The 26,654-nt window shown below is 71.6% G+C and carries 27 protein-coding genes and 1 pseudogene; 18 read left to right on the top strand and 10 right to left on the bottom strand.

The window, feature by feature from the left end; genetic code table 11:
* Nucleotide 1 precedes the first annotated feature (1 nt).
* From ACIRC0_RS02555 to ACIRC0_RS02605, 11 genes are read left to right on the top strand one after another with little or no spacing between them, the layout of a single operon-like run.
* A complete protein-coding gene (locus tag ACIRC0_RS02555; RefSeq protein ID WP_403610198.1) occupies nt 2–1,246 on the top strand; it encodes a glycosyltransferase in 1,245 nt (414 codons plus the stop codon).
* Nucleotides 1,243–2,493 (top strand): methyltransferase domain-containing protein, encoded by a 1,251-nt coding sequence (locus ACIRC0_RS02560; protein WP_403610200.1) that lies wholly within the window; start codon nt 1,243–1,245, stop codon nt 2,491–2,493. Before ACIRC0_RS02555 ends, ACIRC0_RS02560 begins: the two co-directional genes overlap by 4 nt.
* On the top strand, nt 2,490–3,284 hold the full coding sequence (locus tag ACIRC0_RS02565; protein ID WP_403610203.1) for a sugar phosphate nucleotidyltransferase: 795 nt from the start codon (nt 2,490–2,492) through the stop codon (nt 3,282–3,284). The genes ACIRC0_RS02560 and ACIRC0_RS02565 overlap by 4 nt, the downstream gene beginning before the upstream one ends.
* A complete protein-coding gene (locus ACIRC0_RS02570; RefSeq protein ID WP_403610206.1) occupies nt 3,281–3,928 on the top strand; it encodes a PIG-L deacetylase family protein in 648 nt (215 codons plus the stop codon). Before ACIRC0_RS02565 ends, ACIRC0_RS02570 begins: the two co-directional genes overlap by 4 nt.
* A 3-nt stretch (nt 3,929–3,931) precedes the next feature.
* Nucleotides 3,932–4,957 (top strand): NAD-dependent epimerase/dehydratase family protein, encoded by a 1,026-nt coding sequence (locus ACIRC0_RS02575; protein ID WP_403610208.1) that lies wholly within the window; start codon nt 3,932–3,934, stop codon nt 4,955–4,957.
* Nucleotides 4,958–4,977: 20 nt separating this feature from the next.
* The gene (locus tag ACIRC0_RS02580) at nt 4,978–6,252 is read left to right on the top strand and encodes a DUF4910 domain-containing protein (protein ID WP_403612655.1); all 1,275 of its coding nucleotides are present in this window, start codon (nt 4,978–4,980) and stop codon (nt 6,250–6,252) included.
* Entirely contained in the window at nt 6,249–7,547 is a 1,299-nt protein-coding gene (locus ACIRC0_RS02585; protein ID WP_403610211.1) for a hypothetical protein, read from the top strand. Before ACIRC0_RS02580 ends, ACIRC0_RS02585 begins: the two co-directional genes overlap by 4 nt.
* Nucleotides 7,544–8,491, top strand: coding sequence for a glycosyltransferase family 2 protein (locus ACIRC0_RS02590; RefSeq protein WP_403610213.1), 948 nt, complete (start codon nt 7,544–7,546; stop codon nt 8,489–8,491). The genes ACIRC0_RS02585 and ACIRC0_RS02590 overlap by 4 nt, the downstream gene beginning before the upstream one ends.
* Nucleotides 8,488–9,726, top strand: coding sequence for a polysaccharide pyruvyl transferase family protein (locus tag ACIRC0_RS02595; protein ID WP_403610215.1), 1,239 nt, complete (start codon nt 8,488–8,490; stop codon nt 9,724–9,726). The genes ACIRC0_RS02590 and ACIRC0_RS02595 overlap by 4 nt, the downstream gene beginning before the upstream one ends.
* The gene (gene rfbC / locus ACIRC0_RS02600) at nt 9,723–10,274 is read left to right on the top strand and encodes a dTDP-4-dehydrorhamnose 3,5-epimerase (protein WP_403610218.1); all 552 of its coding nucleotides are present in this window, start codon (nt 9,723–9,725) and stop codon (nt 10,272–10,274) included. The genes ACIRC0_RS02595 and rfbC overlap by 4 nt, the downstream gene beginning before the upstream one ends.
* Nucleotides 10,275–10,280: 6 nt before the next feature.
* The gene (locus ACIRC0_RS02605; protein ID WP_403610220.1) at nt 10,281–11,633 is read left to right on the top strand and encodes a glutamate-1-semialdehyde 2,1-aminomutase; all 1,353 of its coding nucleotides are present in this window, start codon (nt 10,281–10,283) and stop codon (nt 11,631–11,633) included.
* A 7-nt stretch (nt 11,634–11,640) separates the two neighbouring features.
* Here the strand turns inward: ACIRC0_RS02605 and ACIRC0_RS02610 are convergent, their stop codons facing one another.
* Nucleotides 11,641–12,339 carry a phosphatase PAP2 family protein gene (locus tag ACIRC0_RS02610; RefSeq protein WP_403610223.1) on the bottom strand — a complete coding sequence of 233 codons (699 nt, stop codon included), beginning with the start codon at nt 12,337–12,339 and terminating at the stop codon, nt 11,641–11,643.
* Between the two features lie 870 nt (nt 12,340–13,209).
* Complete coding sequence (locus ACIRC0_RS02615) at nt 13,210–13,755, bottom strand: hypothetical protein (RefSeq protein WP_403610226.1); 546 nt, start codon at nt 13,753–13,755, stop codon at nt 13,210–13,212.
* A 578-nt stretch (nt 13,756–14,333) separates the two neighbouring features.
* Between ACIRC0_RS02615 and ACIRC0_RS02620 the strand changes: the two genes are divergently transcribed.
* Nucleotides 14,334–14,636 (top strand): hypothetical protein, encoded by a 303-nt coding sequence (locus tag ACIRC0_RS02620; protein WP_403610229.1) that lies wholly within the window; start codon nt 14,334–14,336, stop codon nt 14,634–14,636.
* A 31-nt stretch (nt 14,637–14,667) separates the two neighbouring features.
* Here ACIRC0_RS02620 and ACIRC0_RS02625 read toward each other — a convergent pair whose 3' ends face one another.
* A complete protein-coding gene (locus ACIRC0_RS02625) occupies nt 14,668–15,123 on the bottom strand; it encodes a hypothetical protein (protein ID WP_403610232.1) in 456 nt (151 codons plus the stop codon).
* A 147-nt stretch (nt 15,124–15,270) separates the two neighbouring features.
* On the opposite strand from ACIRC0_RS02625, the gene ACIRC0_RS02630 reads away from it, so the two are divergent.
* Nucleotides 15,271–16,308: a YihY/virulence factor BrkB family protein gene (locus tag ACIRC0_RS02630; RefSeq protein WP_403610235.1), complete on the top strand. Its 1,038-nt coding sequence runs from the start codon at nt 15,271–15,273 to the stop codon at nt 16,306–16,308.
* A 114-nt stretch (nt 16,309–16,422) separates the two neighbouring features.
* Here the strand turns inward: ACIRC0_RS02630 and ACIRC0_RS02635 are convergent, their stop codons facing one another.
* Complete coding sequence (locus ACIRC0_RS02635; RefSeq protein WP_403610238.1) at nt 16,423–17,445, bottom strand: Gfo/Idh/MocA family protein; 1,023 nt, start codon at nt 17,443–17,445, stop codon at nt 16,423–16,425.
* 185 nt (nt 17,446–17,630) lie between these two features.
* Here ACIRC0_RS02635 and ACIRC0_RS02640 point away from each other — a divergent pair.
* Nucleotides 17,631–17,966, top strand: a pseudogene (locus ACIRC0_RS02640) (TIM barrel protein); the annotation flags it as partial.
* Nucleotides 17,967–18,187: 221 nt separating this feature from the next.
* On the opposite strand, the gene ACIRC0_RS02645 reads toward ACIRC0_RS02640, so the two are convergent.
* The 3 genes from ACIRC0_RS02645 to ACIRC0_RS02655 form a co-directional block, all read right to left on the bottom strand.
* Nucleotides 18,188–18,871 carry an OsmC family protein gene (locus ACIRC0_RS02645; protein WP_403610241.1) on the bottom strand — a complete coding sequence of 228 codons (684 nt, stop codon included), beginning with the start codon at nt 18,869–18,871 and terminating at the stop codon, nt 18,188–18,190.
* A 228-nt stretch (nt 18,872–19,099) separates the two neighbouring features.
* Entirely contained in the window at nt 19,100–19,936 is an 837-nt protein-coding gene (locus tag ACIRC0_RS02650; protein WP_403610244.1) for a universal stress protein, read from the bottom strand.
* Between the two features lie 133 nt (nt 19,937–20,069).
* Nucleotides 20,070–21,170, bottom strand: a complete 1,101-nt coding sequence (locus ACIRC0_RS02655; protein ID WP_403610247.1) for a hypothetical protein — start codon at nt 21,168–21,170, stop codon at nt 20,070–20,072.
* A gap of 286 nt (nt 21,171–21,456) precedes the next feature.
* On the opposite strand from ACIRC0_RS02655, the gene ACIRC0_RS02660 reads away from it, so the two are divergent.
* From ACIRC0_RS02660 to ACIRC0_RS02670, 3 genes are all read left to right on the top strand, one after another.
* Entirely contained in the window at nt 21,457–22,347 is an 891-nt protein-coding gene (locus tag ACIRC0_RS02660) for an LLM class F420-dependent oxidoreductase (protein WP_403610250.1), read from the top strand.
* Between the two features lie 92 nt (nt 22,348–22,439).
* Nucleotides 22,440–23,006, top strand: coding sequence for a cysteine hydrolase family protein (locus tag ACIRC0_RS02665; protein ID WP_403610253.1), 567 nt, complete (start codon nt 22,440–22,442; stop codon nt 23,004–23,006).
* A 107-nt stretch (nt 23,007–23,113) separates the two neighbouring features.
* Complete coding sequence (locus ACIRC0_RS02670; protein WP_403610255.1) at nt 23,114–23,581, top strand: hypothetical protein; 468 nt, start codon at nt 23,114–23,116, stop codon at nt 23,579–23,581.
* Nucleotides 23,582–23,597: 16 nt separating this feature from the next.
* Here ACIRC0_RS02670 and ACIRC0_RS02675 read toward each other — a convergent pair whose 3' ends face one another.
* Nucleotides 23,598–24,476 carry a hypothetical protein gene (locus tag ACIRC0_RS02675; protein WP_403610257.1) on the bottom strand — a complete coding sequence of 293 codons (879 nt, stop codon included), beginning with the start codon at nt 24,474–24,476 and terminating at the stop codon, nt 23,598–23,600.
* A 206-nt stretch (nt 24,477–24,682) separates the two neighbouring features.
* On the opposite strand from ACIRC0_RS02675, the gene ACIRC0_RS02680 reads away from it, so the two are divergent.
* Nucleotides 24,683–24,856, top strand: a complete 174-nt coding sequence (locus tag ACIRC0_RS02680) for a CsbD family protein (protein WP_403610260.1) — start codon at nt 24,683–24,685, stop codon at nt 24,854–24,856.
* A gap of 69 nt (nt 24,857–24,925) precedes the next feature.
* Here ACIRC0_RS02680 and ACIRC0_RS02685 read toward each other — a convergent pair whose 3' ends face one another.
* Both ACIRC0_RS02685 and ACIRC0_RS02690 read right to left on the bottom strand, forming a co-directional pair.
* Nucleotides 24,926–25,378, bottom strand: coding sequence for a DUF6098 family protein (locus ACIRC0_RS02685; protein ID WP_403610263.1), 453 nt, complete (start codon nt 25,376–25,378; stop codon nt 24,926–24,928).
* A gap of 160 nt (nt 25,379–25,538) precedes the next feature.
* Complete coding sequence (locus tag ACIRC0_RS02690; RefSeq protein ID WP_403610266.1) at nt 25,539–26,528, bottom strand: aldo/keto reductase; 990 nt, start codon at nt 26,526–26,528, stop codon at nt 25,539–25,541.
* Nucleotides 26,529–26,654: the final 126 nt, after the last annotated feature.

Raw genomic sequence — 26,654 nt, forward strand, 5'->3', positions numbered from 1 at the left:
CATGCACGTCCTCGTGGTGCACAACCGCTACGCCTCGGCGCAGCCGAGCGGGGAGAACAAGGTCGTCGACCAGGAGGTGGAGTTGCTGCGCGCGGCCGGCCACCGGGTCGAGGTGTTCGAGCGGCGCAGCGACGACATCGCCGCCCGGTCCCTGCTCGGCAAAGTCGCGGTGCCGCTCCTTGTGCCGTGGAACCCGGCGGTCCGCGCGGAGTTCGCCGCCCGGCTGCGCACCGATCGGCCGGACGTGGTCCACGTCCACAACGTCTTCCCGCTCCTGTCGCCCGCGGTGCTCGCCGCCTGCGCCGACGCGGGCGTGCCCGCCGTCGCCACGCTGCACAACTACACCCAGGTCTGCCCGCCCGGCACGCTGCAGCGGGACGGCCGGCCGTGCACGGAGTGCGTCGGGTCGGCGGCGCCGCTGCCCGCCGTCCGGCACGGCTGCTACCGGAACTCCCGCCTTGCGACGGTGCCGCTCGCGGTCAGCATGTCGGTCAACCGGCGGCGATGGTGGTCCGGCGTGGAGCGGTTCTTCTGCATCTCCGCGGCGCAGCGCGACGTCCTGGTACGGGCCGGAATGCCGGCCGAGCGGCTGGCGGTGAAGCACAACTTCGTGCCCGACCCGGACGCGCGCCGAACGGGCGCCGGAGAGCATCTGCTCTATCTGGGCCGGCTCGCGGAGGCCAAGGGCGTACGGCTGCTGATGGCCGCGTGGGACGAGGTCGCGGCGAGCGGCGGTGTGGGCGTACCGCTCGTGATCGCCGGCGCGGGTCCACTGGAGCCGGAGGTGACCGCCTGGGCGGCGGGCCGCGACGACGTGCGCTACGTCGGCCTGTTGGACCCGGCTCAGTGCCAGAAGGCCATCGCGCGGTCGGTCGCCGTGGTGGCTCCCTCGACGTGGCTGGAGGCGTTCGGCCTGGTGGTCGTGGAGGCGATGGCGGCCGGGGTCCCGACCGTCGCCGCCGGTCACGGCGCCTTCGTCGAACTCGTCGAGGACGGGGTCACCGGGCTGCTGCACCGGCCGGGCGAGTCCGCCTCGCTCGCGTCCTGCATACGCCGGATCGCGGCCGAGCCGGACCTGGGCCGGGAGATGGGCCAGGCGGCCCGGCGCCGTTACGAGCAGGGTTTCAGCCCGGCCGTCGGCCTCGAGCGCCTGGTGGAGGAGTACCGGACCGCGATCGCGGGTCGGTCAGCACTGGCTCGCGGTGGGGACACCCGCGCGAGCAGGGGGGATGGGGACAGTAGATGACTCGATGCCGACTCTGCGGCTCGGAAGCGATGGCGAGCGTCGTCGACCTTGGGGCGACGCCACCATGTGAGAGCTTTCTCGCCGCGGACCAACTGGACCAGCCGGAACCGGCGTACCCGCTGCACCTGCGGGTCTGCACGGACTGCTGGCTGGCGCAGATTCCGCCGCTGATCACGCCGGAGGAGACGTTCAAGGAGTACGCGTACTTCTCCTCGTACTCGACCTCCTGGGTGGAGCACGCGCGCACGTTCGTCGCCGAGGCCGTACAGCGGGTGGGGCTCGGCCCCGACGCCTTCGTGGTCGAGGTCGCGAGCAACGACGGGTACCTGCTCAGGCACGTGGTGGACCGGGGGATCCGCTGCCTGGGCATCGAGCCGTCGGTGAACGTCGGCGCCGCGGCGCGGGAGGCGGGTGTGCCCACGCTCACGGAGTTCCTGAGCCCGGACACCGGCTCGGCCGTCCGCGCCGAGCACGGCCCGGCGAACCTGGTCGTGGCCAACAACGTGTACGCGCACATCCCCGACGTGGTCGGGTTCACGCAGGGGCTGCGTGCCCTGGTGGCCGACGACGGCTGGGTCTCCATCGAGGTGCAGCACCTGCTGACCCTGATCGAGGAGAACCAGTACGACACGATCTACCACGAGCACTTCCAGTACTACACGGTCGCGTCCGCGATCCGGGCGCTTGCGAGCGGCGGACTGACGCTCGTGGACGTCGAGTTGCTGCCCACGCACGGCGGCTCCATCCGGCTGTGGGCCCGGCCGGCCGAGGTGGCGGGCGAGCCGACCCAGCGGGTGGCCGACGTGCTGGCCCGGGAGAAGGCCGCCGGGCTGCAGGAGCTGTCCGGGTACACCGAGTTCTCCGCCCGCGTGGCCAAGGTGCGCCGGGACCTCCTCAAGTTCCTCATCGGGGCGGCCGAGCGCGGCGAGACGGTCGTCGGCTACGGCGCCCCGGGCAAGGGCAACACCCTGCTCAACCACTGCGGCATCCGGCCCGACCTGCTCCCGTACACGGTCGACCGCAACCCCTACAAGCACGGCAGGTTCACCCCCGGCACCCGCATCCCGATCCTGCCGCCCGAGCAGATAGCCGCCGACAAGCCGGACTACGTGCTCGTCCTCCCGTGGAACCTGCGGGCCGAGCTGGTCGAGCAGCTGTCCTTCGTGCACGACTGGGGCGGCCGGCTGGTCTTTCCCATCCCGGAACTGAGCGTTGTCGAGGTCGCGTCCCGAAAGGTCACAGCATGAAGGTCGTTCTGTTCTGCGGCGGTTACGGGATGCGGATGCGCAACGGAACCTCCGACGACGTGCCCAAGCCGATGGCGATGGTCGGCCCCAGGCCGCTGATCTGGCACGTCATGCGCTACTACGCGCACTTCGGGCACACGGAGTTCATCCTGTGCCTCGGGTACGGGGCCCACCACATCAAGGACTTCTTCCTCAACTACGAGGAGACGGCGTCCAACGACTTCGTGCTGCGGGGCGGGCGGACCGAGCTGCTGTCCACCGACATCTCGGACTGGACGATCACGTTCGCGCAGACCGGCATCGAGTCACCGATCGGGGAGCGGCTGCGCCGGGTACGGCACCACCTGGACGGCGACGAGATGTTCCTCGCCAACTACGCCGACGTGCTCACCGACGCCCCGCTGCCGGAGATGATCGACCGGTTCGCGCAGCGCGACGCCGGTGCGTCGATGATGGTGGTGCCGCCGCAGTCGTCGTTCCACTGCGTGGAGCTGGGCGAGGACGGCCTGGTGGGGGGCATCACCGCGGTGAGCGAACTGCCGCTGTGGGAGAACGGCGGCTACTTCGTGCTCCGCCAGGAGGTCTTCGACCACATCCCGGAGAACGGGGACCTGGTCGCCGACGGATGCGCGCAACTGGCCAAGCGGGGCCGGCTGGTGGCGCACCAGCACCGCGGCTTCTGGAAGCCGACCGACACCGTGAAGGAGCGGGCCGCGCTCGACGCCGCCTACGCCCGGGGCGACCGCCCGTGGGCCGTGTGGGAGCGGGACAGTGCGGGGGTGAGCGCGTGATCCGGCTCGGGGCCGGGCGCCCGGAGAGGATCGTCGCGGTGGGCGCGCACTGCGACGACATCGCCATCGGCGCCGGCGGCACACTGCTGACGCTGTGCCAGGCGCGGCCGGGTGTCCGCGTCGACGCGCTGGTGCTCTCCGGCGGCGGCACCGAGCGGGAGCAGGAGGAGGAGGCCGCGCTCGCCGCCTTCTGCCCGGGCGCCGACCTGCGGCTGACCGTGCACAAGCTGCCGGACGGCCGGCTGCCCGTGCACTGGGAGGAGGCCAAGGCCGCGGTCGAGGAGCTGCGTGAGCAGACCGACCCGGATCTGATCCTGGCCCCGCGCACCGATGACGCCCACCAGGACCACCGCGGCCTGGCGCAGCTGATACCCACCGCCTTCCGCGACCACCTCGTGCTCGGCTACGAGATCGTCAAGTGGGACGGCGATCTCGGCCGCATGGCGGCGTACCAGCCGCTGTCGACGGAGATCGCCGAAGAGAAGGTACGGCTGCTGCAGGAGCACTACCCCTCGCAGCGGCACCGGCCCTGGTACGACCGGGAGGCCTTCCTGGGTCTTGCGAGGATCCGCGGCATCGAATGCCACGAGCGATACGCCGAGGCGTTCGCCGTCACCAAACTCACGCTCAACCTGGGGGGTTGAACTATGCGCGTACTGCTCACCGGACACCAGGGATACCTGGGAACCGTCATGGCCCCGGTCCTCGCCGCCGCCGGACACGAGGTCGTCGGCCTCGACTCCGGCCTGTTCGCCGACTGTGTCCTCGGTCCGGCACCCGCGGACCCGCCGGGACATCGGGTGGACCTGCGCGACGTCACGGCCGAACACGTGGCCGGGGTGGACGCCGTGATCCACCTGGCCGCCCTGTCCAACGACCCCCTGGGATCGCTGGCGCCGGAGCTCACCTACGACATCAACCACCACGCGTCCGTACGGCTTGCCCGGCTGGCCCGCGACGCCGGCGTGCGGCGCTTCCTGTACGCGTCGACCTGCTCGGTGTACGGCGCCGCCGGCGGCGACGAGCTGGTGGGCGAGGACGCCCCGCTGCGCCCGGTGACGCCGTACGCGGAGTCCAAGGTGCGGGTGGAGGACGACCTGCACGCCCTGGCCGACGACGACTTCACCCCGGTGTTCATGCGCAACGCCACCGCCTTCGGCTACTCGCCCCGGCTGCGCGCCGACATCGTGCTGAACAACCTGGTGGGCCACGCGCTGCTGTCCGGCGAGGTCCTTGTGCTCTCCGACGGCACCCCCTGGCGCCCGCTGGTGCACGCCGCCGACATCGCACGGGCCTTCACGGCCGCGCTGACCGCGCCGCGAGAAGCGGTGCACGACCGGGCGTTCAACATCGGCAGCGAGACCAACAACGTCACGGTCGCCGAGATCGCCGAGCAGGTCGCCGAGGCGGTGCCCGGCTCCAAGGTGGTGATCACCGGGGAGACCGGTGCCGACCCGCGCTCGTACCGGGTGGACTTCTCCCGGTTCCGCGCCGCGATCCCCGGCTTCGACTGCGAGTGGACGGTGAAGCGGGGCGCGCTCGAACTCGCCGACGCCTACCGCGCACACGGGCTGACCCAGGAGGACTTCCAGCAGCGCTTCACCCGCCTCGCCGTGCTGCGGGCGGCCTCCGATGCCGGCGCCGTCGACGACACCCTGCGGTGGCGCGGATGACCACGGCCGGCGAACCGCCGATGACGGCAGCCGGCGACCAGATGTACGCGCTGGTGGAGCGGCTGTACCCGCTGTGCCGGAGCATCACCGGCGACGGGGTGCGCGCCACCCTGGACATCGTCGGCGAGTACATCCCGCTGCAGGTGCACGAGGTGCCGACCGGGACGCAGGTGCTCGACTGGACGGTGCCGCAGGAGTGGAACATCCGGGACGCGTACATCGCCGACCCCGCGGGCAACCGGGTCGTCGACTTCGCCGCGTCCAGTCTGCACGTGCTCGGCTACAGCGTGCCGGTGTCGAGGACCATGCCCCTATCCGAGCTGCGCACGCACCTGCACACCCTGCCGGACCACCCGTCCTGGGTGCCGTACCGCACCAGTTACTACAAGCCGGAGTGGGGCTTCTGCCTGGCCCAGGACACCTTGGACGCGATGCCGGACGGCGAGTATGAGGTCCGCATCGACTCCACGCTCGCCGATGGTCACCTCACCTACGCCGAGCACGTGGTCCCCGGTCAGGTCCCCGACGAGGTGATCGTCTCCTGCCACGTCTGCCACCCGTCTCTGGCCAACGACAACATGGCGGGCGTGGCGGTGGCGACGTTCCTGGCCCGGGCGCTGGCCGAGCAGACGCCGTACTACACCTACCGGTTCATCTTCGCGCCCGGCACCATCGGGGCGATCACCTGGCTGGCCCGCAACGCCGAGCGGGTGGAACGGGTCAAGCACGGGCTCGTGCTGGCCTGCGCGGGCGACCCGGGCTCATTGACGTACAAGCAGAGCAGGCGCGGCGACGCCGAGATCGACCGGGTGATGCGGCACGTGCTGGCCGCCTCCGAACGCCCGCACCAGGTCAACGAGTTCACTCCGTACGGCTACGACGAGCGGCAGTTCTGCTCGCCCGGGTTCGATCTCGGCGTGGGCTCGCTCACCAGGACCCCGTACGCGGGCTATCCCGAGTACCACACCTCGGCGGACAACCTGGACTTCGTCTCCCCTCAGGCGATGGCGGACACCCTCGCGGTCTGCCGCGAGGCGTTCGCCGTCCTGGACCGCAACCGGCGGTACCTCAACCTCAGCCCCTACGGCGAACCACAGCTGGGCCGACGCGGGTTGTACGACGCGCTCGGCGGCCGCAGCGACACCAAGCAGGCCCAGATGGCCATGCTCTGGGTGCTCAATCTCTCCGACGGCGAGCACAGTCTGCTGGACGTCGCCGAGCGGTCCGGGCTGCCGTTCGACACCGTCGCCGTCGCTGCCGACGCCCTGCACGGCGCCGGGCTGATCAAGGCATGACGCCGATGACCACCGAGAAGGAGCAGACGACGACGGCGGCCGGGTCCGCCAAGCGGGCCCTCGTCGGCCGGCTGTCCTGGGGCCTGGCCGACCAGGCGGCCTCCAGCATGTCCAACTTCGCGGTGGGCATCTACGTGGCCCGCTCGCTGGGGGTGACCGCGTTCGGCGTGTTCAGCCTCGCCTGGGTGACCTACGGCGTGGTGCTCAACGTCTCCCGCGGGCTGGCCACCGACCCTCTAACGGTGCGCTTCAGCGGCGTGCCGGACGCGTCATGGCGCGGGGCGGTGGCCCGGTCGACGGGTACCGCACTCGGCGTGGGCGCGGCCATCGGCGCGGCGTGTCTGGTTATCGGACTGGGTCTCGGCGGCCGGTTGGGGCCCGCGTTCGTCTGCCTGGGCGTCATGCTGCCGGGGCTGCTGCTGCAGGACGCCTGGCGGTTCGCGTTCTTCGCCGCAGGCAACGGGCGCAAGGCCTTCGTCAACGACGTCGTGTGGGGCGTGGCGCTCGTCCCGGCCATGGTGGTGGCGGCCCGCGTGGACACCGTGGCCGCTTTCGTGCTCGCCTGGGGCGCGTCCGCCGCGGTGGCCGCTGCGTACGGCTGCCTCCAGTCCGGCATCCGGCCCCGGATGAGCGAGGCGCGTGGGTGGCTTCGCGAGCAGCGCGATCTCGGCTACCGGTACCTGGTCGAGAACGTCAGCCTCAGCGGCGCGAGCCAACTGCGAGCCTACGGGCTCGGCGCGATCGTCGGGGTCGGCGCGGTGGGTGCGGTGCGCGGTGCCGAACTCCTGATGGGCCCCTTCCTGGCCGTACTGATGGGACTGTCGCTCGTCACCGTCCCGGAGGCGGCACGGGTGCTGCGGCAGGCCCCGCACCGCCTCGGCCCGTTCTGCCTCCTGCTGGGCGGCGGGCAGGCCGCCGCCGCGCTGCTCTGGGGCGGGGCGCTGCTGCTGCTGCCGAACCGGCTCGGCGATCTGGTGCTCGGCAGCGTCTGGCACTCCGCCTCGCAGCTCATCGTGCCGATCACCCTCGGCGTCGCGGGCGCCGGCCTCGGCACCGGCGCGGCGGCCGGACTGCGCGCGCTCGGCGCCGCCCGGCGCAGCCTGCGCTCCCAGCTGTTCGCCTCCGCCTGCTACGTCGGCGGCGGCCTCGGCGGGGCGGCCGTGGCCGGCACGGTCGGCTCGGCCTGGGGCGTCGCCACCGCGACCGTCAGCGGCTCGGCCGTGTGGTGGCTGCAGCTGCGGTCCGCCCTGCGCGAGCACCGCCAAGACTCCATCCCCGAAGTGAGGACGCCATGACCGACCGACCCAGGCTGAGCATCGGCCTGCCCGTGTACAACGGCGAGGAGTACCTGGCCGAGTCGCTCGACGCCCTGCTCGGCCAGACCTACGAGGACTTCGAGCTGGTCATCTCCGACAACGCCTCGACCGACGGGACCGAGGACATCTGCCGCAAGTACGCCGCGCAGGACTCGCGCATCCGGTACGTCCGGCTGCCCCGGAACGTCGGCGCCACGCCGAACCACAACTACGTGTTCACCCAGTGCCGCGGCGAGCTGTTCAAGTGGGCCTCGCACGACGACCTGTACGCCCGCGATCTGCTGCGGCGCTGCGTCGAGGCGCTGGACGAGCGGCCGGACGTGATCCTCGCGCACGCCGACCAGGCGGTCATCGACGGCGACGGGCAGGTGAAGGTTCCGTACGAGTACACGCTCGCCACCGGCTCACCGCACGCGCCGGAGCGCTTCCGCAGCATGCTGTTCGAGCCCGGCGGTGACGACTTCTACGGGGTGATCCGGGCCGACGCGCTGCGCCGGGTGAAGCCGATGGACAGCTACCACCACGCGGACCGGACCTTCGTCGCCGAGATCGCCCTGCACGGGCGCTTCCACCAGGTGCCGGAACTCCTCTACTTCCGCCGCGACCACCCCACCCGCGCCGAGCGGGCGAACCCGTCCAAGCGCTCTCGCTGCGTCAACCTGGACCCGCGCCGGGCGGGCCTGCTGCACCCGACGCCCCGGCTGCTGGCCGAGTACGTCTGGGGCTTCACCTCGGCGATCCGGCGGGCCCCGTTGTCCCCGGCCGACCGGCGCGCCTGCTACCGCCACCTGGCCGCATGGATGACCAGCCGGGTCCGGCCGGGCGCCGGGGAGCGGGTCGAGGACCGCGCCCCGGTCGACCCGGCCAAGCTGACCGTCTCCGTCGACGCCCTCGTCGCCGGCCGTGAAGGGAGGCAGGCATGACGTCTGCGGACGGAACTCCGGTACGCGTCGGGGTGTTCGGCCTGCTCGGCTCCGGCAACCTCGGCAATGACGGGTCGCTCGAGGCCGTCCTCGGATACCTCCGCGCCGAGCACCCGGAGGCGGTCGTGGACGCCCTGTGCGGCGGACCCGAGGCCGTCACGGCCCGGTTCGGGATCCCCGCGACACGGCTGCACTGGTACCGCGGGGAGTACCGGACCGCGTCACGGACGGCGGCGATCGCGGGCAAGGGCCTGGGCAAACTCGTCGACGTCTTCCGCACCGCCGCCTGGGTGCGCCGGCACGACGTGGTGATCGTGCCGGGCATGGGCGTCCTGGAGGCCACGCTGCCACTGCGGCCCTGGGGCTTCCCGTACTCGCTGTTCCTGCTCTGCGCGAGCGGCCGGCTGCTGCGCACCCGGGTCGCGCTGGTCAGCGTCGGCGCAGCCCCGATCGGTAACCGGCCGACCCGGGCCCTGGTGCGCTGGTCTGCGCGGCTGGCCGCGTACCGGTCCTACCGGGACGCCCCGTCCCGCGACGCGATGCGGGCGATGGGCGTGGACACCAGGCGCGACGAGGTCTACCCCGACCTCGCGTTCTCCCTGCCGACGCCGCCGACGAGCGCGCCCGCGGGCCCGACGGGCACGGTCTGCGTCGGCGTCATGAACTTCCACGGCAGCAACGACGACCGCGCCCGGGCCGAGGAGATCCACCGGCGCTACCTCGACGGGACGATCCGGTTCGTCCGCGCGCTGGTCGAGGACGGCAGGCCGGTCCGGTTGCTCACCGGCGACGGCGTCGACGCGCCGGTGGTCGACGCGATCCTCGAAGCGGTGGACTCGCCGCTGGTCACGGCCGCCGAGGTGGCCTCACTGGCCGACCTGATGAAGGAGACGGCGGCTGCCGACACCGTGGTGGCGATCCGCTACCACAACCTGATCAGCGCGTTGAAGGTCGGCACGCCGACGCTCGCACTCTGCTATGCGACGAAGAGCGAAGCGCTCATGGACCGGATGGGCCTGGGCGAGTACTGCCACCCGGGCCGTGAGGTCGACGCCGACCGGCTGCTGGAGCAGTTCCGGGCGCTGGAGAAGCGATCGGCCGAGCTGCGGCAGACCCTCGCCGAGCGGAACCTGGCCGCCGCCCGCCAACTTGAGGACCAGTTCGCGGCGTTGACAGCCGTCCTGTTCCCAGCAACCGACCACCGCCGAGCCCACGCCCGGCAGGAGGCTTCATGAAAGCGACCGAAGTCCCGGAGATCGCCGGGGCGTACCTGTTCGAGCCGACGCCGTACGCCGACGAGCGTGGCTTCTTCTGCCGCACCTTCGACGCCGACGTGGTCCGCTCGGTGGGCCTCGACCCGTACGCCTTCGTCCAGGACAGCGTGTCCCGCTCGGTCCGTGGCGTGCTGCGCGGACTGCACCTGCGCTCCGGCGCCGGAGAGGCCAAGCTGGTGCGCTGCTCGTACGGGCAGATCTTCGACGTCGTCGTGGACCTGCGGCCGGACTCGCCGACGTATCTGGGCCGGGCCTTCTTCGAGCTGTCCGGCGAGACGCAGAAGACGGTGTACATCCCGGCGGGGTGCGCGCACGGCTTTCAGGCGCTCACCGAGACCGCCGACACCTCGTACCGGATCGACCGTCCGCACGATCCGTCCGAGGACGTGACGATCGCCTTCGACGACCCGGAGCTCGCCATTCCCTGGCCGCTGCCGGTCACATCGATGTCCCAGCGGGATCGGGAGGCGCCGAGCCTCGCCGAGGTCCTGAAACACAAGGAAGGGTGAAGTCGGTTGACCACCGAACACACCGAACACACCGAAGAGACCGCGGAGTTCGTTCTGCCCCGGTCACGGACGGCGAACGAGCGGCTGCACGCCATGATTCCCGGGGGAGCGCACACCTACGCCAAGGGCGACGACCAGTACCCCGAAGACCTGGCCCCGGTCATCAGCCACGGCCGCGGTGCCCATGTCTGGGACGTCGACGGCAACCGCTACATCGAGTACGGCTCCGGTCTGCGATCGGTCAGCCTCGGCCACGCCCACCCACGCGTGGTCGAGGCGGTGCGGCGGGAGATCGAGCGCGGCAGCAACTTCGTCCGGCCGTCCATCGTGGAGGTCGAGGCCGCTGAACGCTTCCTGGCCACGGTGCCGACGGCCGAGATGGTGAAGTTCGCGAAGAACGGCTCCGACGCCACCACCGCCGCGGTGCGCCTGGCCCGCGCCGTCACCGGGCGCCCGCGGGTGGCTGTCTGCGCCGACCATCCGTTCTTCTCCGTCGACGACTGGTTCATCGGCACCACGCCGATGTCCGCCGGCATTCCGGCGGCGACCACCGAGCTGACCGTGGCGTTCCCGTACGGGGACCTGGCCGCCACGGAGGAGTTGCTCACCCGGTACGAGGGCGAGGTCGCCTGCCTGATCCTCGAACCCGCCTCGCACACCGAGCCGCCGCCCGGGTACCTCGCCGGCCTGCGCGAGCTGGCCGACCGGCACGGCTGCGTCCTGATCTTCGACGAGATGATCACCGGCTTCCGCTGGTCCGAGGCGGGCGCCCAGGGCCTGTACGGCGTCGTCCCCGACCTGTCCACGTTCGGCAAGGCGCTGGGCAACGGGTTCGCCGTCTCCGCGCTGGCCGGGCGCCGCGATCTGATGGAGCGGGGCGGGCTGCACCACTCCGGCGAGCGGGTGTTCCTGCTGTCCACCACGCACGGTGCGGAAACGCACTCCCTGGCAGCCGCGATGGCCGTGCAGACCATCTACGTCGAGGAGGGCATCAGCGCGCGACTGCACGCCCTCGGCGAGAAGCTGGCCGCCGGTGTCCGCGACGCCGCGGCGAGCATGGGCGTCGGCGACCAAGTCGTCGTCCGGGGCCGGGCCAGCAACCTGGTCTTCGGCACCCTCGACGAGAACGCGCAGCCGTCGCAGGAGTACCGCACCTTGTTCCTGCGCCGGCTCCTCGAGGGCGGGGTGCTGGCCCCGTCGTTCGTGGTGAGCAGCGCGCTCAGCGACGCCGACATCGATCACACCGTCGACGTGGTGGCCCAGGCATGCGCGGTGTACCGGAAGGCCCTGGACGCCGCCGACCCCACCCCCTGGCTGGGCGGACGACCGGTGAAGCCCGTGTTCCGCCGCTTGGCGTGACGTGACGTCAGCGACGCTCCCGGCGAGCGGCGTCGGCCATCCGATCGACCCTCCGGTCAGCCATCGCGTCGGCCATCCGATCGACCAGCCACGCGGTCGCCGGAATCACCGCCAGCGCGGTGCACCAGCCGCCGAGGACGTCGGTCGGATAGTGCGCGCCCAAGGCTACCTCCGCCCATCCCATCGCGGCGCCGCCAACCAGCGACGCGGCGAGCACGAATGACGTGCCGGCCGTCCTGCCGAGGCCGAGTCGGCCGGTCGCGAGCAGCGCAAGGACGAGGGCGAGTGCGGTGAAGAAGGCGGTGTGCCCACTCGGATAGGACAGGTTGCCGGGGCCGTGGATGGTGCGTCCCACCAGGTGCTTGAGCAGCGTCGCCGTCCCGACGGTCATTGCGGCGCCGGCAACGACGAGCACCGCCGCGCGAGGACGCCGAAGCAGCAGGCAGCCTGCCACGATGGCCACGACCAGCATCGCCGCTCCGGCGGGTTCCCCCAGGAAGTCCAGGGCCAGAGCGACACGTCTCCAGGGCCCCCGCACACTGTCAGCCGTCGGCTGGATGAACCACCTGTCCACCCTGCCGGGCTCGCTGTGGCCGGCGTACAGGACCCCGAGCACACCGACCACCAGTGCGGCGAGGGCCGCGATCGGCCCCAGCCACGCGCGCAGCGACCGGGGCAGCACCGCGGGCGCCGCCCGGCCGGTCACACGCCCACCACGTCGGGCAGACCTGCGGTAGTTTGCTCCAGGTCACCGTCGCAGACCATCCGGCAGATGCGAGACACCTCCCCCTCCCGTCGGGGCTGTTGACGTCATGTCCCCGCCGCTACCGCGATGCCACGCCCGGAATCAGCCTCTACCCGCCACCGTGCCCAACAAGGCGGTCGCGGCAAACCGCCGTCGCACAGTCCGCGTGTCGACACTCTGGCACAACGGCCGCTGTCCTGACTTCAGGACGCCCCCACGCGGGGCTCAGACGCCACCGATCCGCCGGGAAATCCGCTCCCCCACACGTCGGCGCCCTGTGGCGCGGTCGTCACCTGCCGCCTGGTCTACCGGTGGATGGACGACAAGCCGGCCTTCCTCGACCGTGTACGGCAGGTCCTGGCACCGGTCGGGACCTGCCGGGCCGTCACAGAACTCGTCGGCCGCCGTGAGGACGGCGATCCGCTCAAGCACCTCGGGATCACCGCCGCCGAGGCCAAACGCTCACCGCCGACTGGTCCGTCGTCCGGACCGCTGATCTCGACGTACTGCGCTGCCACGCCCTCCGGCCCTGAACTCGTCTCCGGAGCCGTCGTGTCGGCGATCTCACCGGCCGCCACATTGAACAGGCCGTCCCCGCGACGGAACCTGCGGCGACGTCCGCGCCATCGGCGGCACGGCTGCCGAGCGGCGTCACAGCGGGCCGGACCGGCGCTTGAACCCGGGCGCCCGCGGCTGCACCCCCGGATCAGCCCCGGCGAAGTTTCCTCGCCGCGGCCGACGCGGGGGGCCAGAAGGCGACCCGCCACGTGCTGGATGGCACGCGGCGGGTCGCAGTGGCCTGCCCGGGGGCCTGCCTGGGTGACGGGCCGGTCAGCAGCCGCCGCAGTTGTAGTAGAGGACGTCCCAGTGGCTGCCCTCGTCGGTGTAGACGTTGCCGGAACCGGACGTCCACATCGGGTAACCGTCGCCGCGCAGGCCGGAATAGCTGAAGTAGGTCTTGATGTAGTTGCCGATGCAGGTGTACTTGCTGTAGTCGAGCTTGTAGCCGTTCCAGTGCGAGTACGTGCCGCTGGCGTGGCCGGTCTCGGTGCCGCCGGTGATGTTGAGCGCGCAGCCGCTGGCCTTCTTCAGAGTGACGGCGCCCTGAGCGGTGGCGAGGTTGAGCTGCTCGAACGACGTACAGGTGGAGTTGTTGCGGTTCGTGCAGTTGCCGGAAGAGGACCAGGTGATGCCGGCGCTGCGGAACATGCTCTCCGCCTGGGCCTGGGTCAGCTTGGTGACGGCGTACGCGTTGTCCGACGAGGCCAGGCCCACTCCGGGCGCGAAGAGCACCGTCAGGACGAGGGCCAGGATGCCGGCCACGATCCGGGCGCGCGGTTGCGGCCGAAGGCGGAGCTGGGCGGCGGGACTGCTCATTCGGATTCCTCCTGCTGATGCCGACGACGGTGTGCAGGTGGCGCAGAAGGAGTGTGCCGGAGTCTACACGCGTCCACCAGTAGGCGTACGTGTACGCGTCAACAGTGGGAATGCCCGCGCCCGGAAGGAGCCGAGCGGGAGAGGCACGCGGGGAGGACGGCTGCCGTCGCCACCTCATCCGGCGGCCACGAGCAGGACGCGGACCCGGAGGCCGGGATGGCCTCCGCCGGGTCAGCCTCCGCCGGGGCGGCCTCCACTCGGGCCGACAGTCGTAAGCGGTCCGGGGGCCGGACGGGCAGAGTTCTCGTGTCCGTGGCGGTGGCCGTGGCGTCGGTGGGGGCGGCCACGCTCTACGCGACCTCGCAGCACGCCGGGCACGCGCCCGACACCCGGAAGACCCGCCGCGCCGCCACTGCGACCGATGCCCCATCGCCCGTGCCCGCCGGCTACCACCAGGCCAGGGACGAACAGCTCGGCGTCTCGCTCCCCGTCCCGGACGGCTGGAGGGCCGGCCCACGCACCGGTGACGAGGTCTACTACACCGCCCGACGGGTCTGGCCGGCATCACGATCGGCACGGTGGACCCCGCGGGGGCGAACCCCGAAGCACACTTCCTGGACATCGAGAGGAACACGAAGGCCAACCATCCGACGTACCGGAGGCTGCGTATGCAGCAGACGACGTTCCGCGGGGAGCCTGCGGCCGTGTGGGAGTTCACCTTCAAAGGCCGCGTCCGCGCTTTCCGCGCCGTCGATCTGGGTTACGGCCGTGAACGCGGACGGGAGTACGACATCTACCTCTCGGCCCCGGACGCGAAGTGGGACGCCTACCGCCCCGTCGTCGACCACGCTCGAGACGGATTCGCCGCCACCGGTTCCTGAATCCGCGGCCGACCACCGAGTGCGGGATTCGTCAGGGCGTCGCCGTGACGGCGACGGAAGGCGCGAACAGCGCCAGCTGATCCATGATCCACGAGTCGGGCACAGCCAGCTGGTCCGCGATCCACGGGTCAAGCGGACGACCGTCCGTCCGGCGCTCGCCGACATGACGGTGGCCCTCGCTCGGGTCTCCGGATCCGCCGTGGACGGCGACGGCCTTCGGATCTGCCTTCGGATCCTGAACGGCAACTGTCCTGACGGTGGAGTGGCCGTCCACCTGGGCCGTGGCCGTGGCCGCGGCAGCCGGTCCGCCGACGGCGAGGAGAGCGCCTCCGACGAATATCGCGGAAACACCTCCGGTCCCGATACGCCGCATGAGCTTTCCCATGGTCTTCTCTCCTTGCACAGTCCGCTGGTCTGCGACTGCGAACGATGGAATGTGCCGGGTTTCGGCTTCACCCAAGCTACGCAGCTCTTCATTGTTGAACAATTAACTAGCGCGTGAAACACATCACCGGAAACACGGGGAATAGAAAGCGGGGCCAGCCCCCGGCGATCGCCGGCTTCGCGAGGACGAAAAGTGCCGATCGAAACCGCGTGCACGGGTGAATCCGCGGGCTCGGGATACCCGGCCGGTATGGCTCGGCTATCGAAGTTGCGACACAGGGGTCATGTCGATCATGGCGAAAAGCGGTTCGGGCCGGGGCCCGACGTCGATCGGCGGGCGCCGGACGCGCCGACGAAGCTGCCCAGGCGGTCGTGGGGCGCGGTGCTCAAGGGCTCGCTGCGGGAGTTCAAGAACGACGAGCTGACCGACCGGGCGGCGGCCTTGACCTATTACGGGGTGCTCGCACTGTTCCCGGCGCTGCTGGTGCTGGTGTCGATGCTGGGCCTGACCGGCAAGTCGACCACCAACCAGGTGCTGGCCAATGTCAGACAGTTCGCCCCCGGCTCGGCGCGCGACATCCTCACACGGGCGGTGCAGCAACTGCAGGGCAATACCGGCACCGGCTCGGTGATGGCGCTCGTCGGTGTGGTGCTGGCGGTGTGGTCGGCGTCCGGCTACGTGGCCGCCTTCATCCGTGCGGCGAACGCCGTCTACGACGTGCCCGAGGGCCGCCCGGCGTGGAAGGTCCTCCCGGTGCGAGTGGGGGTGACGGTGGTGCTGCTGGTGCTGGCCGTGGTCAGCGCCCTGATCGTGGTGTTCACCGGTGGTGTGGCCCGCCAGGCGGGGGCCGCGGTCGGCCTCGGTGGCACCGCGCTGACGGCGTGGTCGATCGCCAAGTGGCCGGTGCTGGTCCTCCTGGTCACCCTGATGATCGCCATCCTGTACTGGGCGAGCCCGAACGCGAGGGTGACCGGGTGGCGGTGGCTCACCCCGGGGAGCTTCCTGGCCCTGGTGATCTGGATGATCGCCTCGGCGGGGTTCGCGTTCTACGTGGCCAACTTCGCCTCCTACAACAAGACCTACGGCACGATGGCGGGCGTGATCGTCTTCCTGATCTGGTTGTGGATCACCAATCTGGCGATCTTGCTGGGCCTGGAGTTCGACGCGGAGGTCGCACGGCAGCGGGCCGTCGCCGGCGGCTACCCGCCCGAGGCGGAGCCGTACGCCCGGCCTCGGGACACCCGGAAGTGGGACGAGGAGGACCGGCGCCGCCTGGAGGGGTCCTGAACCGCCCGCAGCCTCGGGCCAACGTGTGCGCGTGGGCCCGGCGAACCCTTCGTGCGGCTCGCGTGTCGTGCTTGTCGTGCTCGGCCCCTGGGCGCCGGTACGCCCCTCGCGCGCTCAGGCCCCCGCGAATGCGGGCTCGTTGGCCTCTCCGGGGTAGCGGACGCCGATGTGGTCCCGTATCGCGTCGAGCGTCCGCATCACGGCGAGCGTGCCGTCCAGGGGGACGAGCGGAGACTCCGTCTCACCGGCGCGGAGGGCGCGCATGACCTCGACGGCCTCGTGGCGGAAGCTGTTGACGGGGCCGTTCGCCGGGTCGGCCGGGAACTCCTCGGGCTCGCGGCCGTCGCGACGCAGTACAAAGCGGTCGGGATGGAAGAAGGTGTGCGGAATGTCGATGCGGCCGCGCGAACCGGTGACCGTGGCGGTTCTGGGAGACTCACCGATGATGGAGCAGTGCACCAGAGCCTGAGCGCCGCTCTCCCATGAGAGCAGCGCTCCCGTCTGCAGATCGACGCCCTCCTGCGAGAGCACCGCTCGCGCTGCCACGTCCTCGGGCTCCCCGAGCAACAACTGCGCGAACGAGACCGGGTAAACGCCCAGGTCGAGCAGCGCCCCTCCACCCTGCCCCGGGTCCCGCAGCCGGTGGGAGGGCGGGAAGTCACCGGCGATGCCGAAGTCCGCCTGCACCGAGCGCACTTCACCGATCGCGCCCTCGCGCACCAGGTCGGCCACGCGCCGGATCAGCGGGTTGCAGTACATCCACATGGCCTCCATGAGGAAGACCCCGCGCTGCCTCGCCAACGCCACCAGTTCCTCGGCCTCACGCACGTTCAGCGTGAACGGCTTCTCGCACAGCACGCTCCGACCCGCCTCCAGGCACAGCCCGGCAGCGGCCCGGTGGGCCGAGTGCGGAGTGGCGACGTACACGACATCGATGTCGTCGTCCGCAGCCAGGGCGCCCCAGTCGCCGTACGCCCGCGGTATCCCGAACCGTCCCGCGAAGCTCTCGGCCGACTCCATGCTCCGCGACGCCACCGCCACGACCTCCGCGTCCGGCAGATCCAACAGGTCCGCCGTGAACGCGGCCGCGATCCCTCCGGTCGCGAGAATGCCCCACCGCACGGGTTCGCCGACCATGCCCCACCCCTTGTTCCGTGACCGACACACGTCATTCGAACCGAGAGCATAAGCGGCGACTGAACGGAGGGAGGCGCCCAGGCCCGAGCACGCCGGCCGGCCCGAACGCCGTGTCCCCATCGGCTCGACTCCGCCCGCGCGACACCCCCGCGGGCATCCCGTGCTGTGCGACGCCGTTGACATCCTCCTTCCACCTCTCGGGGGCCGACCCGAAGGCGGACATCGCGGCGATGCTGCGCTACGCCGGCGACAAGCTCCAGCACGTGCACATCGCCGACTCCTTCAACCACAAGGGGTCCTCGGGCCTGCGCTACATCCTGAACCCGCCCGGCACCCCGGCCCGCATCCACCAGCACCTCGACATCGGTCAGGGCGAGGTCGACTGGGACGCCTTCTTCGGCACCCTGCGCGAGCTGGACTTCGACGGCGTCGCCACGGCCTGTGTCTTCGCCTGGGAGGAACGCGCCCGCGAGTCCTCCGCCTTCATGCTGGACCGCATCCGCAAGGAACTCACCGTGTGAGCCTCGCGACCGGCGGCCGTACCTTCCCGGGCGCGGCCGCCGGGAGCCGAGTCGCGGTGCGGCATACCTGCCGGTGTCCGGCACCGGGACCTCCCTGGTACTCCCCGCGCACATCGTGTCCGCCCACCGCCGAATGCGCATTGCCCGTTCCCGGCAACCTTCACGAGCTCACCCGCGCCGATCCGATCCACCCGCCCTCCGTCACATGCTCCGGACGGCGGTCATCGGCGCCCCTCTTCCGGACCGGCCGGCGAAGCCCCTCCGATCCCGTCGTCGGTCAGGGAGATGACGATCTCCGGCGGTGCGACCAGGGTGTTCCTGACCGTGCAGCGGGACACCGCCGCCCGCAGGGCGTCCCGTCGACCGGCGGGGAGCGCGGGCGCGCGCACCCGCAGGCGGAGCGAGCTCACGCGGGGCACCCGGCCGGACGTCGTACGGAAGTCGGTCTCGATCCGCAGCCCCTCACGGCTGAGGTCGTGGCGCTCGAGGAACCGGCCGGCGCAGTGCGCGACACACGCGGTCAGCGACGCCACGAGGAGCTCCACGGGAGTGGGGGCCGTGTCGGTACCGCCGTTCGGCACCGGCTGGTCCACGGCCAGTATGTGACCGCGCAGCCGTACCTCGTAGGCGTCCGCGGCGATCGGCACGGCGTCCGCGTGGCCCGGCGGCCCCGGGACCCGCGGGGCGAAGGAGGCGGCCTGGTGGAGCAGCAGTCCGGCGACACGCCGAGCCTCCTCCGGCGTCAGCGAGGCCAGGGTCTCGCCCCGGTCGCGGGGTTCGCAGGTGATGCCGAGGACGACGCGCGCCATGTTCGGCGGCATTCCTTCGGGCGTGAACCCGGAGACGGTGACCGTACGACCGCGCCGGGTGCGTACGCCGTCAGCGAGCCGTTGCCTTGCGTTCACGATGTCACCGTCCAGACTCGGCACGCGGCGCCCGCGGGCGATCACGCGCCGTGCTCCACCTCGATGTGCCGGGCCTCCGCCTTCCGTGTCTCCTCGGGGGTGCGGTCTTCCGTGTCTCCTCGGGGGTGCGGTCGCTTGTGCCGACACCTCCAGTGCACCGCGCCCGCTCCCCCGCCGCTGAGGCCGAACAGCCCATGCCGGGGGACCCGAACGTCCCTGCCCCACCCTTCAGTGCGACTCCGGTACGACGGCCACCGGGCACTCGGCGTGGTGCAGCAGCGTGTGGGCCACCCGGCCCAGGTGGAGCGCCCAGCGGTCGTGGCCGCGCCGGACGCCGATGATCACGAGGTCCGCGGCGGCCGAGCGGTGCAGGAGAACCCTGCGTGCGGTTCCCTCGACCGTGGACCGGTGCACCCGGACGTCCGGATGGTCGGCCACGGCGTCCTGGAGCAGGGCGTCGATCAGGGTGGCCGCCCGCTCCTCGCAGCACAGCGCCGGGTCCCCGGCCAGCAGGGGGTGTTCGATGGGCCGGTGCGCGGGGCGGTGCCAGACACGGACGACGTCGAGGACGCAGTGCCGCACCTCTGCCTCGCGGAGGGCGAACCGCACCGCGGCGCCGCTCGTGCCGGGCTCCCCGGCGCCGAGCAGGATCCGCTCGTGCGTGCCCTCCAGGCCGGCCCGGTCTCCGCGCACCACGATCACCGGCCCACGGGCACGGCCCGCGACGGTGAGGCTGACCGAGCCGAGGAGCAGTCCCGTCAGCCGGCCGCGGCCACGGCTGCCCGTCACCACGGCGGAGGCGTGGTGCACCGCGCGCAGCAAGGCGTCCACCGGGTCCTCGGGCAGGACGTCGGCGGTGACCCTCACCTGCGGGTTGCGGCGCCGGGCGCGTTCCGTGGCGGTGGCGACGACGTCCGGGGGCATGTCGTCCTCGTCACGCTCACCCCCCAAGGCGTACAGCAGCCGCAGGGGCAGCCCGTGCCGGGCCGCCTCGTCGGTCGCCCAGTCCACCGCCACCAGGCTGCAGTCCGATCCGTCGACGCCCACGACCAGAGGCGGCTGCATGCTTCCCACCGCCTTTCGTCCGGCTCCGGAACCGCTCCGCGACCGGCTCCGGAACAGCTCACCTTCACCGTCACACCGGTCGCGGAGCGGTGAGAGGGGCACTTCGGCCCCTCGTGGGGGACCTTCGGCCCCCCTACCGTGCCGGGGCGGCCTGGCGGAGGGTCGCGATGCAGCTGCTGATCGCCGTCCGAAGCTCCTCCAAGCGCTGGAGCATGTCGTCCTCGTACAGGTCGTCGAGGTCGTCGGCGTCGTCCAGGGTGAGCTCCTCGAAGACCTTCGTCGCTCGCTGGAGGCTGCTGTAGAACTTCGTCCGCCGTTCCTGGCGCCGCAGTTCGGGATCGGACTCGACGGTCCGGGCGACGAGTTCCTTCACCGTGTCGTACGCCTCCGCCGCCCACTGCCCGGCCTCTTCGCCATCGTCGAGTTCGTCGAGGAGGGACAGATGCCGCTCGGCCTCCGCACGGAGGTCGGCGGGCGCGTCGATCGTCTGCCCGGCCGGGGTCCTGACCTGGCCGTTCTCGGCGATCTGCCGGACGTAGCCGATGCGGTCCGCCACCCGGCTCTCGCCGGCCACCGCCTTCTTCAGCTCGTCGGTGCGGACGACGTCACGGGCCAGCTCGGTCTGCAGGGCCGGGTCGTCCTTCAGCCGGTCCAGCAGCGCGGCCCGCGCCGTCCGGGCGGTGGCGGGGTCGGCGAGGATCGCCGCGCGCAGCGCGGTGGGGTTCTCGGCGACCTCCAGCGCCTTGGTGGGGCGGATGCCCTCGGCCTCGGCCGCCGCCGCGATGGCGGTACCGCGCTCGGAGGACGCGCTGGAGCGGGGGCTGTAGTAGGAGAGCCACGCGTCGGAGTCCGGCAGGTCGATCTCCTGGCCGGGGACGAGGATCTCGAAGTGCGGGACGAGCCCGTCGTCGGCGGCCTTGTCCCAGGCCTTGTAGTAGCGCATGACCCGCTCCGCGGAGCATCCCGCCAGCTCGGCGAACCGCTGGGCGGAGATCTTGGGTGTCTCCCCCGCCGGCTGTCCGCCGGGCCGTACGCTGCGCGCCACCTTCAGCGCGAAAGCCCAGCCTCCGGTCCGCGCGTACACCCCGAACTCTCGGGCGTCACGCGCCACCGCCTCGGCGACCTCGGGTTCCGCGGGGGCCGGGACCGCTCCCGGCTCGACCCAGAACTCTTCGCCTGCTGCGTCTGCCGCCGCTGCCGCGTCTGCTGCGGACGGGACGATCGGTACGGTCACGGGGAACTCTCCCGGGCACTCGCGGACTGTGGGAACCGAAGCGAGCAGCCTATAGGAGCGCGTTGCCGCCGGGTTTCGCGGCGCAGGGGCGGCGTGAAGGCGCCCCTTCTGGCCGGTCGATCCATCCGATCGGTCCATCCGATCGGTCCGCCCGATCGGTCCGTCCGGCCGCCGATCCGTGCGGGACACGGCGTGGAATACGCGGCGTCGGGCGGCCGTTGGGCTCTGCTGTGATCAAGTGGTGCGTGGGCAGCGCACCGTACCGGGTACGGAGGGAGCGGGGCCGATGGGCGACATCACCAGCACGGACAGCGTGGGCTCGCTGAAGGAGAGCGCCGGGCGGTACGGCATCTGGAGTGCCGGACTGCGTTCGGAGGATCCGGCCAGGCGCGGCGAACTGGCCGACGCCGCGGCCGAACTGCAGGAACTCGGCTTCGGCGCGGTCTGGTTGGGCGGCAGCAGCGCGGTGCGCCACGCGGTGCCGCTGATCGAGGCGACCTCGCGGCTCGTCGTGGCGACCGGAATCCAGAGCATCTGGCAGTACGAGGCCGGCGACACCGCGGCGAGCGTCGCGGAGCTGGAGCGGACCCACCCGGGGCGCTTCCTGCTCGGCCTCGGCGTGAGCCATGCGAAACTCGCGGACCAGTACCGCCGCCCGTACTCGGCCATGGTCGGCTATCTGGACGAGCTCGACGCCGCCGGGGTACCGGCGGGGCGCCGTGTGCTGGCCGCGCTCGGGCCGAAGATGCTGGAGCTGTCCCGCGACCGCGCCGCGGGCTCGCACCCGTACCTGGTGACCACCGACCACACGGCCGAGGCCCGCGCGATCCTCGGTGACGGCCCGCTGCTGGCTCCCGAGACGAAGGTGGTCCTGGAGACGGACCCGGACCGCGCCCGCGCGACGGCCCGCGGCGGCCTCGCCGTCTACCTCGGACTGCCCAACTACACCAAGGCGCTCGCCCGGTTCGGCTTCACCGAGGACGACTTCGCGGACGGCGGCAGCGACCGGCTGGTCGACGCGCTGTTCGCCTGGGGCGACGACGACCGGATCCGGGAACGGATCGAGGCCCATCTGGCGGCGGGCGCGGACCATGTGGCCCTCCAGGTGGTCGACGACCAGCCCCGCGACTCCCTCCCCCGGGAGGCCTGGCGCCGTCTGGCCGCACTGCTGAGCTGACCCACGCGCGCTCCGGGGTCCGTTGTCAGTGCCCCGTCCTACTGTGGTCGTCGCACGGGATCACTGACCAAAGGCGAGACAACGGAGTCCCCATGACGACCCTGCCCGACCGGCCGAACACCGCTCTGCTCGTCATCGACGTCCAGAAGGGGGTGATGGCGGGCACGCCCCGCCGCGACAGCGTGATCGCGAACATCGGCACGCTGGTCGACAGGGCCCGCGAGGAGGATGTGCCCGTGGTCTGGGTGCAGCACTCCGACGACCAGCTCGAGCGGGGCAGCGAGAGCTGGGAGTACGTGCCGGAGCTGGCGCGCCGCGATGACGAGCCCCTGGTCCACAAGCTCTACGGCGACTCGTTCGAGGACACCGAGCTGGAGACGGTGCTCGCCGAGCGCCGAGTGGGCCGGCTCGTCGTCACCGGTGCCCAGACCGACGCATGCATACGCTCCACCCTCCACGGCGCCTTCGTCCGCGGCTACGACGTGACGCTGGTCGGTGACGCGCACACGACGGAGGACCTGACGGAGTACGGCGCGCCGCCCCCGGAGCAGGTGATCGCGCACACGAACCTGTACTGGAACTGGCACAGCGCCCCCGGGCGCCGCGGCGGGACGGTCGGCACGACGGAGGTGACGTTCGCACCGGCCGACGGGGGATGAACCTGCCCGACGGGGGATGAACCCGCCGTACTGGGTACAAGTGGTGCGATCCCCTGGCGCGGTCGTAGCGTGGCACGGGAGTCGGAGACAGACGGGCGGGAGCGGACATGCGCAATCACACCCTCACCAAGGCGGTCGTGCTCGGTGCCGCCGCATCACTGGCAGCGGTCATGGGGACGGCGTCCGCCGCCCCGGCCACGGTGCCGTCGGCCGCACACACCGTGCAACGGCAGTCCGGGCGCCCCGTCGTCGTCGACTGCTTCTGGCATCCGGAGGTGCGCCCCAGCGCCTTCATGATCGCCTGCGGTGACGGCAACAGCCTCCTGTCCTCGGTCCACTGGTCGCAGTGGGGGTCGAGCTCGGCCGTGGCCGAGGCCGTCAACATGGTCAACGACTGCAAGCCGTACTGCGCGGCGGGCAGGTTCCACTCGTATCCGGTCACCGTGCGGCTCGACCACCCGCAGCCCTGGAAGAAGCGCCCGCAGCTGCAGCACTACACCCGGATGACCCTCACCTACACCGACGGCAGGCCGGACGGGTTCGGACGCGTGGTGACGTATCCCCTCTGGGACTGATCCCGCTCCTCCCCGATCACGCGGGGCCGTGCAGCCCGGCGCCGGTGACCCCGACCGGGTTGCCGGACGGGATCACTCCCGAGGCCACCACCGTTCGGGCCAGCGGGGCGAGCAGTTCGGCCAGTCGCGTGGTGGCATCGTGACCGAGCGCCCGCCACGGACCCTCCGCGGCGGCGTCGGTCGCCTCTTCGATCGCGTCGCGCTCGGCCGCTCCCGACTCGGTCAGGCGCCCGTCGCCGTCGATCCACCCGCGCTCCCGCAGCAGCGCCTCGGTGCCCTGCCAGGTGGCGGCGTCCCATTTCCGTCCCTCCCGCAGCAACGCGCCGTCCGACTCGCCCGCGGCGGCCTTGAGCACCATCGCCTCGACCGGGCCGATGCCCCGGCTCACCAAGACGGCGACATGCCCGTCACCGCGGTGTTCGCGGAGCGTGGTCGCCGCCTGCCAGAGCCGTACGTGCGGCTGGGCGGGGCGTTCCAGCGCCTGGTTGGCCGCGCCGAGCACCCGTCCCCCGGTGTCGGCCGCCTGGGCCGCGTCCCAGGCGAGATCCGCCGCCTCCGCCATCAGCGCGCCGTGCACGGCTTCGTCGCCGTACAACCGCCGCATGGCGCGGTCCACCGCCCGCTCCCTGGCCGCCAGCAGGTCCGACGGTGTCGCGTACCGCCACGCGTCGGGCAGCGCCCGCGCCACCCGGTCCGGGTGGAAGACATAGAAGCTGCTGGTCACGACCGCCGCGGGAACAGCACCGAGCGGTGCGGCGCGCAGCCCGAAGTAGCCCATCCAGAAGCCGCGCATCCCGGCCTCGTCGGCAGCCTGGCGCGCCTCCGGGGCGAAGTACACAAGGTCGTGCACCGGCTCCGAGAGCTCCCACATCAGCCGTGGAGAAACGTCCCTCACCCTGCCCCCTCGACTCGTCGCCCCCGTACCCGATCGGCCGCTTATGACAGCGGTCATAGCACACATCATGACGGCTGTCATAGGGGAGCGGCAGGGAATGTGCCGGCGTGGGGCCGATCGGCCCGGGGCATGTTTGGGTGCCGCACCACCGATCACTCGACGTAGTGGGTGACCCCCCAGTCCAAATGCGACGTGGAGGAGCAACGGTGGCTGGAGAACAGAAGTCCAAGGCGAAGTTCGAACAGGCCAAGGGCAAGATCAAGGAGAGGTTCGGCCGCGCGCTCGGCAATGAGTCCATGACGGCCGAAGGTCGAGGCAAGAAGTCGAAGGGCGACATGCGCCAGATGAAGGAGAAGGCGAAGGACATCTTCAAGCGCTGACGCAGCACGTGCCCATGGGCGGGGCCCCCGGTCCGGTGGACCGGGGGCCCCGCCGCGTGTCCGGTCGCCTCAGCGTCCGTCGTCGCGGCGCAGCGGCCCCCAGGAACCGGACTGGCGGTCGACCTCGGTCTGGGCCTCCCTGATGACCTTCTCGTCGACCCAGCCGACCGGCTCGACGTTCCGTACCAGCGGCTCGTTGTCGGGCCCGCGCCCCTCGACCCGGCCCCGCAGGACCCAGGGACGCACCCCCTCGCCCTTCTCACGGGGCAGGTGCGAGTAGTCGTGCAACCGCCGGGCCACCCACAGCTCGACGGGCCGGTCCCCCCACCAGGGCTCGACCCCGAGGGGGTTGGCGGACAGTCCCGGCATCGGGACGCCGGTGAGGTCGTCCCTGCTCTTCGCGTTGCCCAGATCGGCGGAGGGTCCGCGCGACCAGCGGACATAGAGATCGGAGTCTCGGTCCACCAGGGCCCCCAGCTCGCCGAGGGTCCGCACGACGGGAAGGTCGTCCGTGGCGTTCATACGGTCGCTCCTCCTGACGGTCGCCCATGCCCGGTGGCCCCTGCGCCACCGGTTCCCCACCACGACGGCACGGATGCGTTCCGGCACTGCGGTCACCACCGGGTACCCGTGTGCCGAGGGGCAATCCCTGAGGTGGTGAGGGAGATCCACGGCCGCCGTTCTAGAGGTCGACGGCCGCCATCCCCGCCTCGTCGTAGCGGTCGCCCGCCGGCGGGGGCAGTTCGGCGTCGATCCGGGCGAGGTCGTCCTTCGTCAGCTCGACGTCGACCGCGGCGGCGTTCTGTTCGAGGTAGGTGCGGCGCTTGGTGCCCGGGATCGGGACCAGGTCCTCACCCTGCGCGAGCACCCAGGCGAGAGCGAGCTGCGCCGGCGTCACGCCCTTCTCGGTGGCGATCTCCTTCACCTTCTCGGTCAGCCTGAGGTTGGCCTTCAGGTTCTCCCCGGTGAAGCGGGGGCCGCTGCGCCGGAAGTCGCCCTCGTCGAGTTCGTCCGGCGAGGTGAACCGGCCCGCGAGGAAGCCGCGCCCCAGCGGCGAGTAGGGGACGAACCCGATCCCCAGCTCACGGCAGGTGGGCAGCACCGTGGCCTCCGGGTCGCGCGACCACAGCGAGTACTCGGTCTGCACCGCGGTGATCGGGTGGACGGCGTTCGCGCGGCGCAGCGTCTCCGCCCCCGCCTCGCTGAGGCCGATGTGGCGTACCTTGCCCTCCGCGACCAGCTCCGCCATCGCCCCGACGGTCTCCTCGATCGGCACGTTCGGGTCGACGCGGTGCTGGTAGTACAGGTCGATGTAGTCGGTCCCGAGCCGCTTGAGCGAGCCATGGACGGAGCTGCGTACATGCTCGGCCGAGCCGTCCTGCCGCCCGATGGTGCTGATGTCCCCGGGGACGGCCTCGTCCATCCGGTAGTTGAACTTGGTCGCGATCACGTACTCGTCGCGGTGTCCCTTGATCGCCCGGCCGATCAGCGTCTCGTTGGTGAGCGGGCCGTAGAGCTGTGCGGTGTCCAGGAACGTGACGCCCAGCTCGAGGGCGCGCCGGATGGTCCTGATGCCCTCGTCCTCGTCGGCGGTGCCGTAGAAGGCGGACATCCCCATGCAGCCGAGACCGATGGCGGAAACCTCCAGGTCCCGAAGCCTGCGCTGCTTCATGTGCGTCTCAGCCCTTCCTTGCGATGCTGTCCTTCGCTTCGCGGGTGCGTGCGAAGCGCGAGGCTCACCGTGCCCACGGCCTCGTGGCCTCACCGGGCTCCTCAACTCCATGGAGCAGCGAATCCG

Origin of the sequence: Streptomyces sp. NPDC093984 (genome assembly GCF_044764595.1) — a bacterium.
In the GTDB taxonomy this organism is placed as follows: domain Bacteria; phylum Actinomycetota; class Actinomycetes; order Streptomycetales; family Streptomycetaceae; genus Streptomyces; species Streptomyces cynarae.

What these genes read in the sequence shown, in the direction of transcription:
- ACIRC0_RS02555 (WP_403610198.1), top strand. Translation starts at nt 2, where the DNA reads ATGCACGTCCTCGTGGTGCACAACCGCTACGCCTCGGCGCAGCCGAGC.
- ACIRC0_RS02560 (WP_403610200.1), top strand. Translation starts at nt 1,243, where the DNA reads ATGACTCGATGCCGACTCTGCGGCTCGGAAGCGATGGCGAGCGTCGTC.
- ACIRC0_RS02565 (WP_403610203.1), top strand. Translation starts at nt 2,490, where the DNA reads ATGAAGGTCGTTCTGTTCTGCGGCGGTTACGGGATGCGGATGCGCAAC.
- ACIRC0_RS02575 (WP_403610208.1), top strand. Translation starts at nt 3,932, where the DNA reads ATGCGCGTACTGCTCACCGGACACCAGGGATACCTGGGAACCGTCATG.
- ACIRC0_RS02580 (WP_403612655.1), top strand. Translation starts at nt 4,978, where the DNA reads ATGACGGCAGCCGGCGACCAGATGTACGCGCTGGTGGAGCGGCTGTAC.
- ACIRC0_RS02585 (WP_403610211.1), top strand. Translation starts at nt 6,249, where the DNA reads ATGACGCCGATGACCACCGAGAAGGAGCAGACGACGACGGCGGCCGGG.
- ACIRC0_RS02590 (WP_403610213.1), top strand. Translation starts at nt 7,544, where the DNA reads ATGACCGACCGACCCAGGCTGAGCATCGGCCTGCCCGTGTACAACGGC.
- ACIRC0_RS02595 (WP_403610215.1), top strand. Translation starts at nt 8,488, where the DNA reads ATGACGTCTGCGGACGGAACTCCGGTACGCGTCGGGGTGTTCGGCCTG.
- rfbC (WP_403610218.1), top strand. Translation starts at nt 9,723, where the DNA reads ATGAAAGCGACCGAAGTCCCGGAGATCGCCGGGGCGTACCTGTTCGAG.
- ACIRC0_RS02615 (WP_403610226.1), bottom strand. Translation starts at nt 13,755, where the DNA reads ATGAGCAGTCCCGCCGCCCAGCTCCGCCTTCGGCCGCAACCGCGCGCC.
- ACIRC0_RS02630 (WP_403610235.1), top strand. Translation starts at nt 15,271, where the DNA reads ATGGCTCGGCTATCGAAGTTGCGACACAGGGGTCATGTCGATCATGGC.
- ACIRC0_RS02635 (WP_403610238.1), bottom strand. Translation starts at nt 17,445, where the DNA reads ATGGTCGGCGAACCCGTGCGGTGGGGCATTCTCGCGACCGGAGGGATC.
- ACIRC0_RS02650 (WP_403610244.1), bottom strand. Translation starts at nt 19,936, where the DNA reads ATGCAGCCGCCTCTGGTCGTGGGCGTCGACGGATCGGACTGCAGCCTG.
- ACIRC0_RS02660 (WP_403610250.1), top strand. Translation starts at nt 21,457, where the DNA reads ATGGGCGACATCACCAGCACGGACAGCGTGGGCTCGCTGAAGGAGAGC.
- ACIRC0_RS02665 (WP_403610253.1), top strand. Translation starts at nt 22,440, where the DNA reads ATGACGACCCTGCCCGACCGGCCGAACACCGCTCTGCTCGTCATCGAC.
- ACIRC0_RS02670 (WP_403610255.1), top strand. Translation starts at nt 23,114, where the DNA reads ATGCGCAATCACACCCTCACCAAGGCGGTCGTGCTCGGTGCCGCCGCA.
- ACIRC0_RS02685 (WP_403610263.1), bottom strand. Translation starts at nt 25,378, where the DNA reads ATGAACGCCACGGACGACCTTCCCGTCGTGCGGACCCTCGGCGAGCTG.
- ACIRC0_RS02690 (WP_403610266.1), bottom strand. Translation starts at nt 26,528, where the DNA reads ATGAAGCAGCGCAGGCTTCGGGACCTGGAGGTTTCCGCCATCGGTCTC.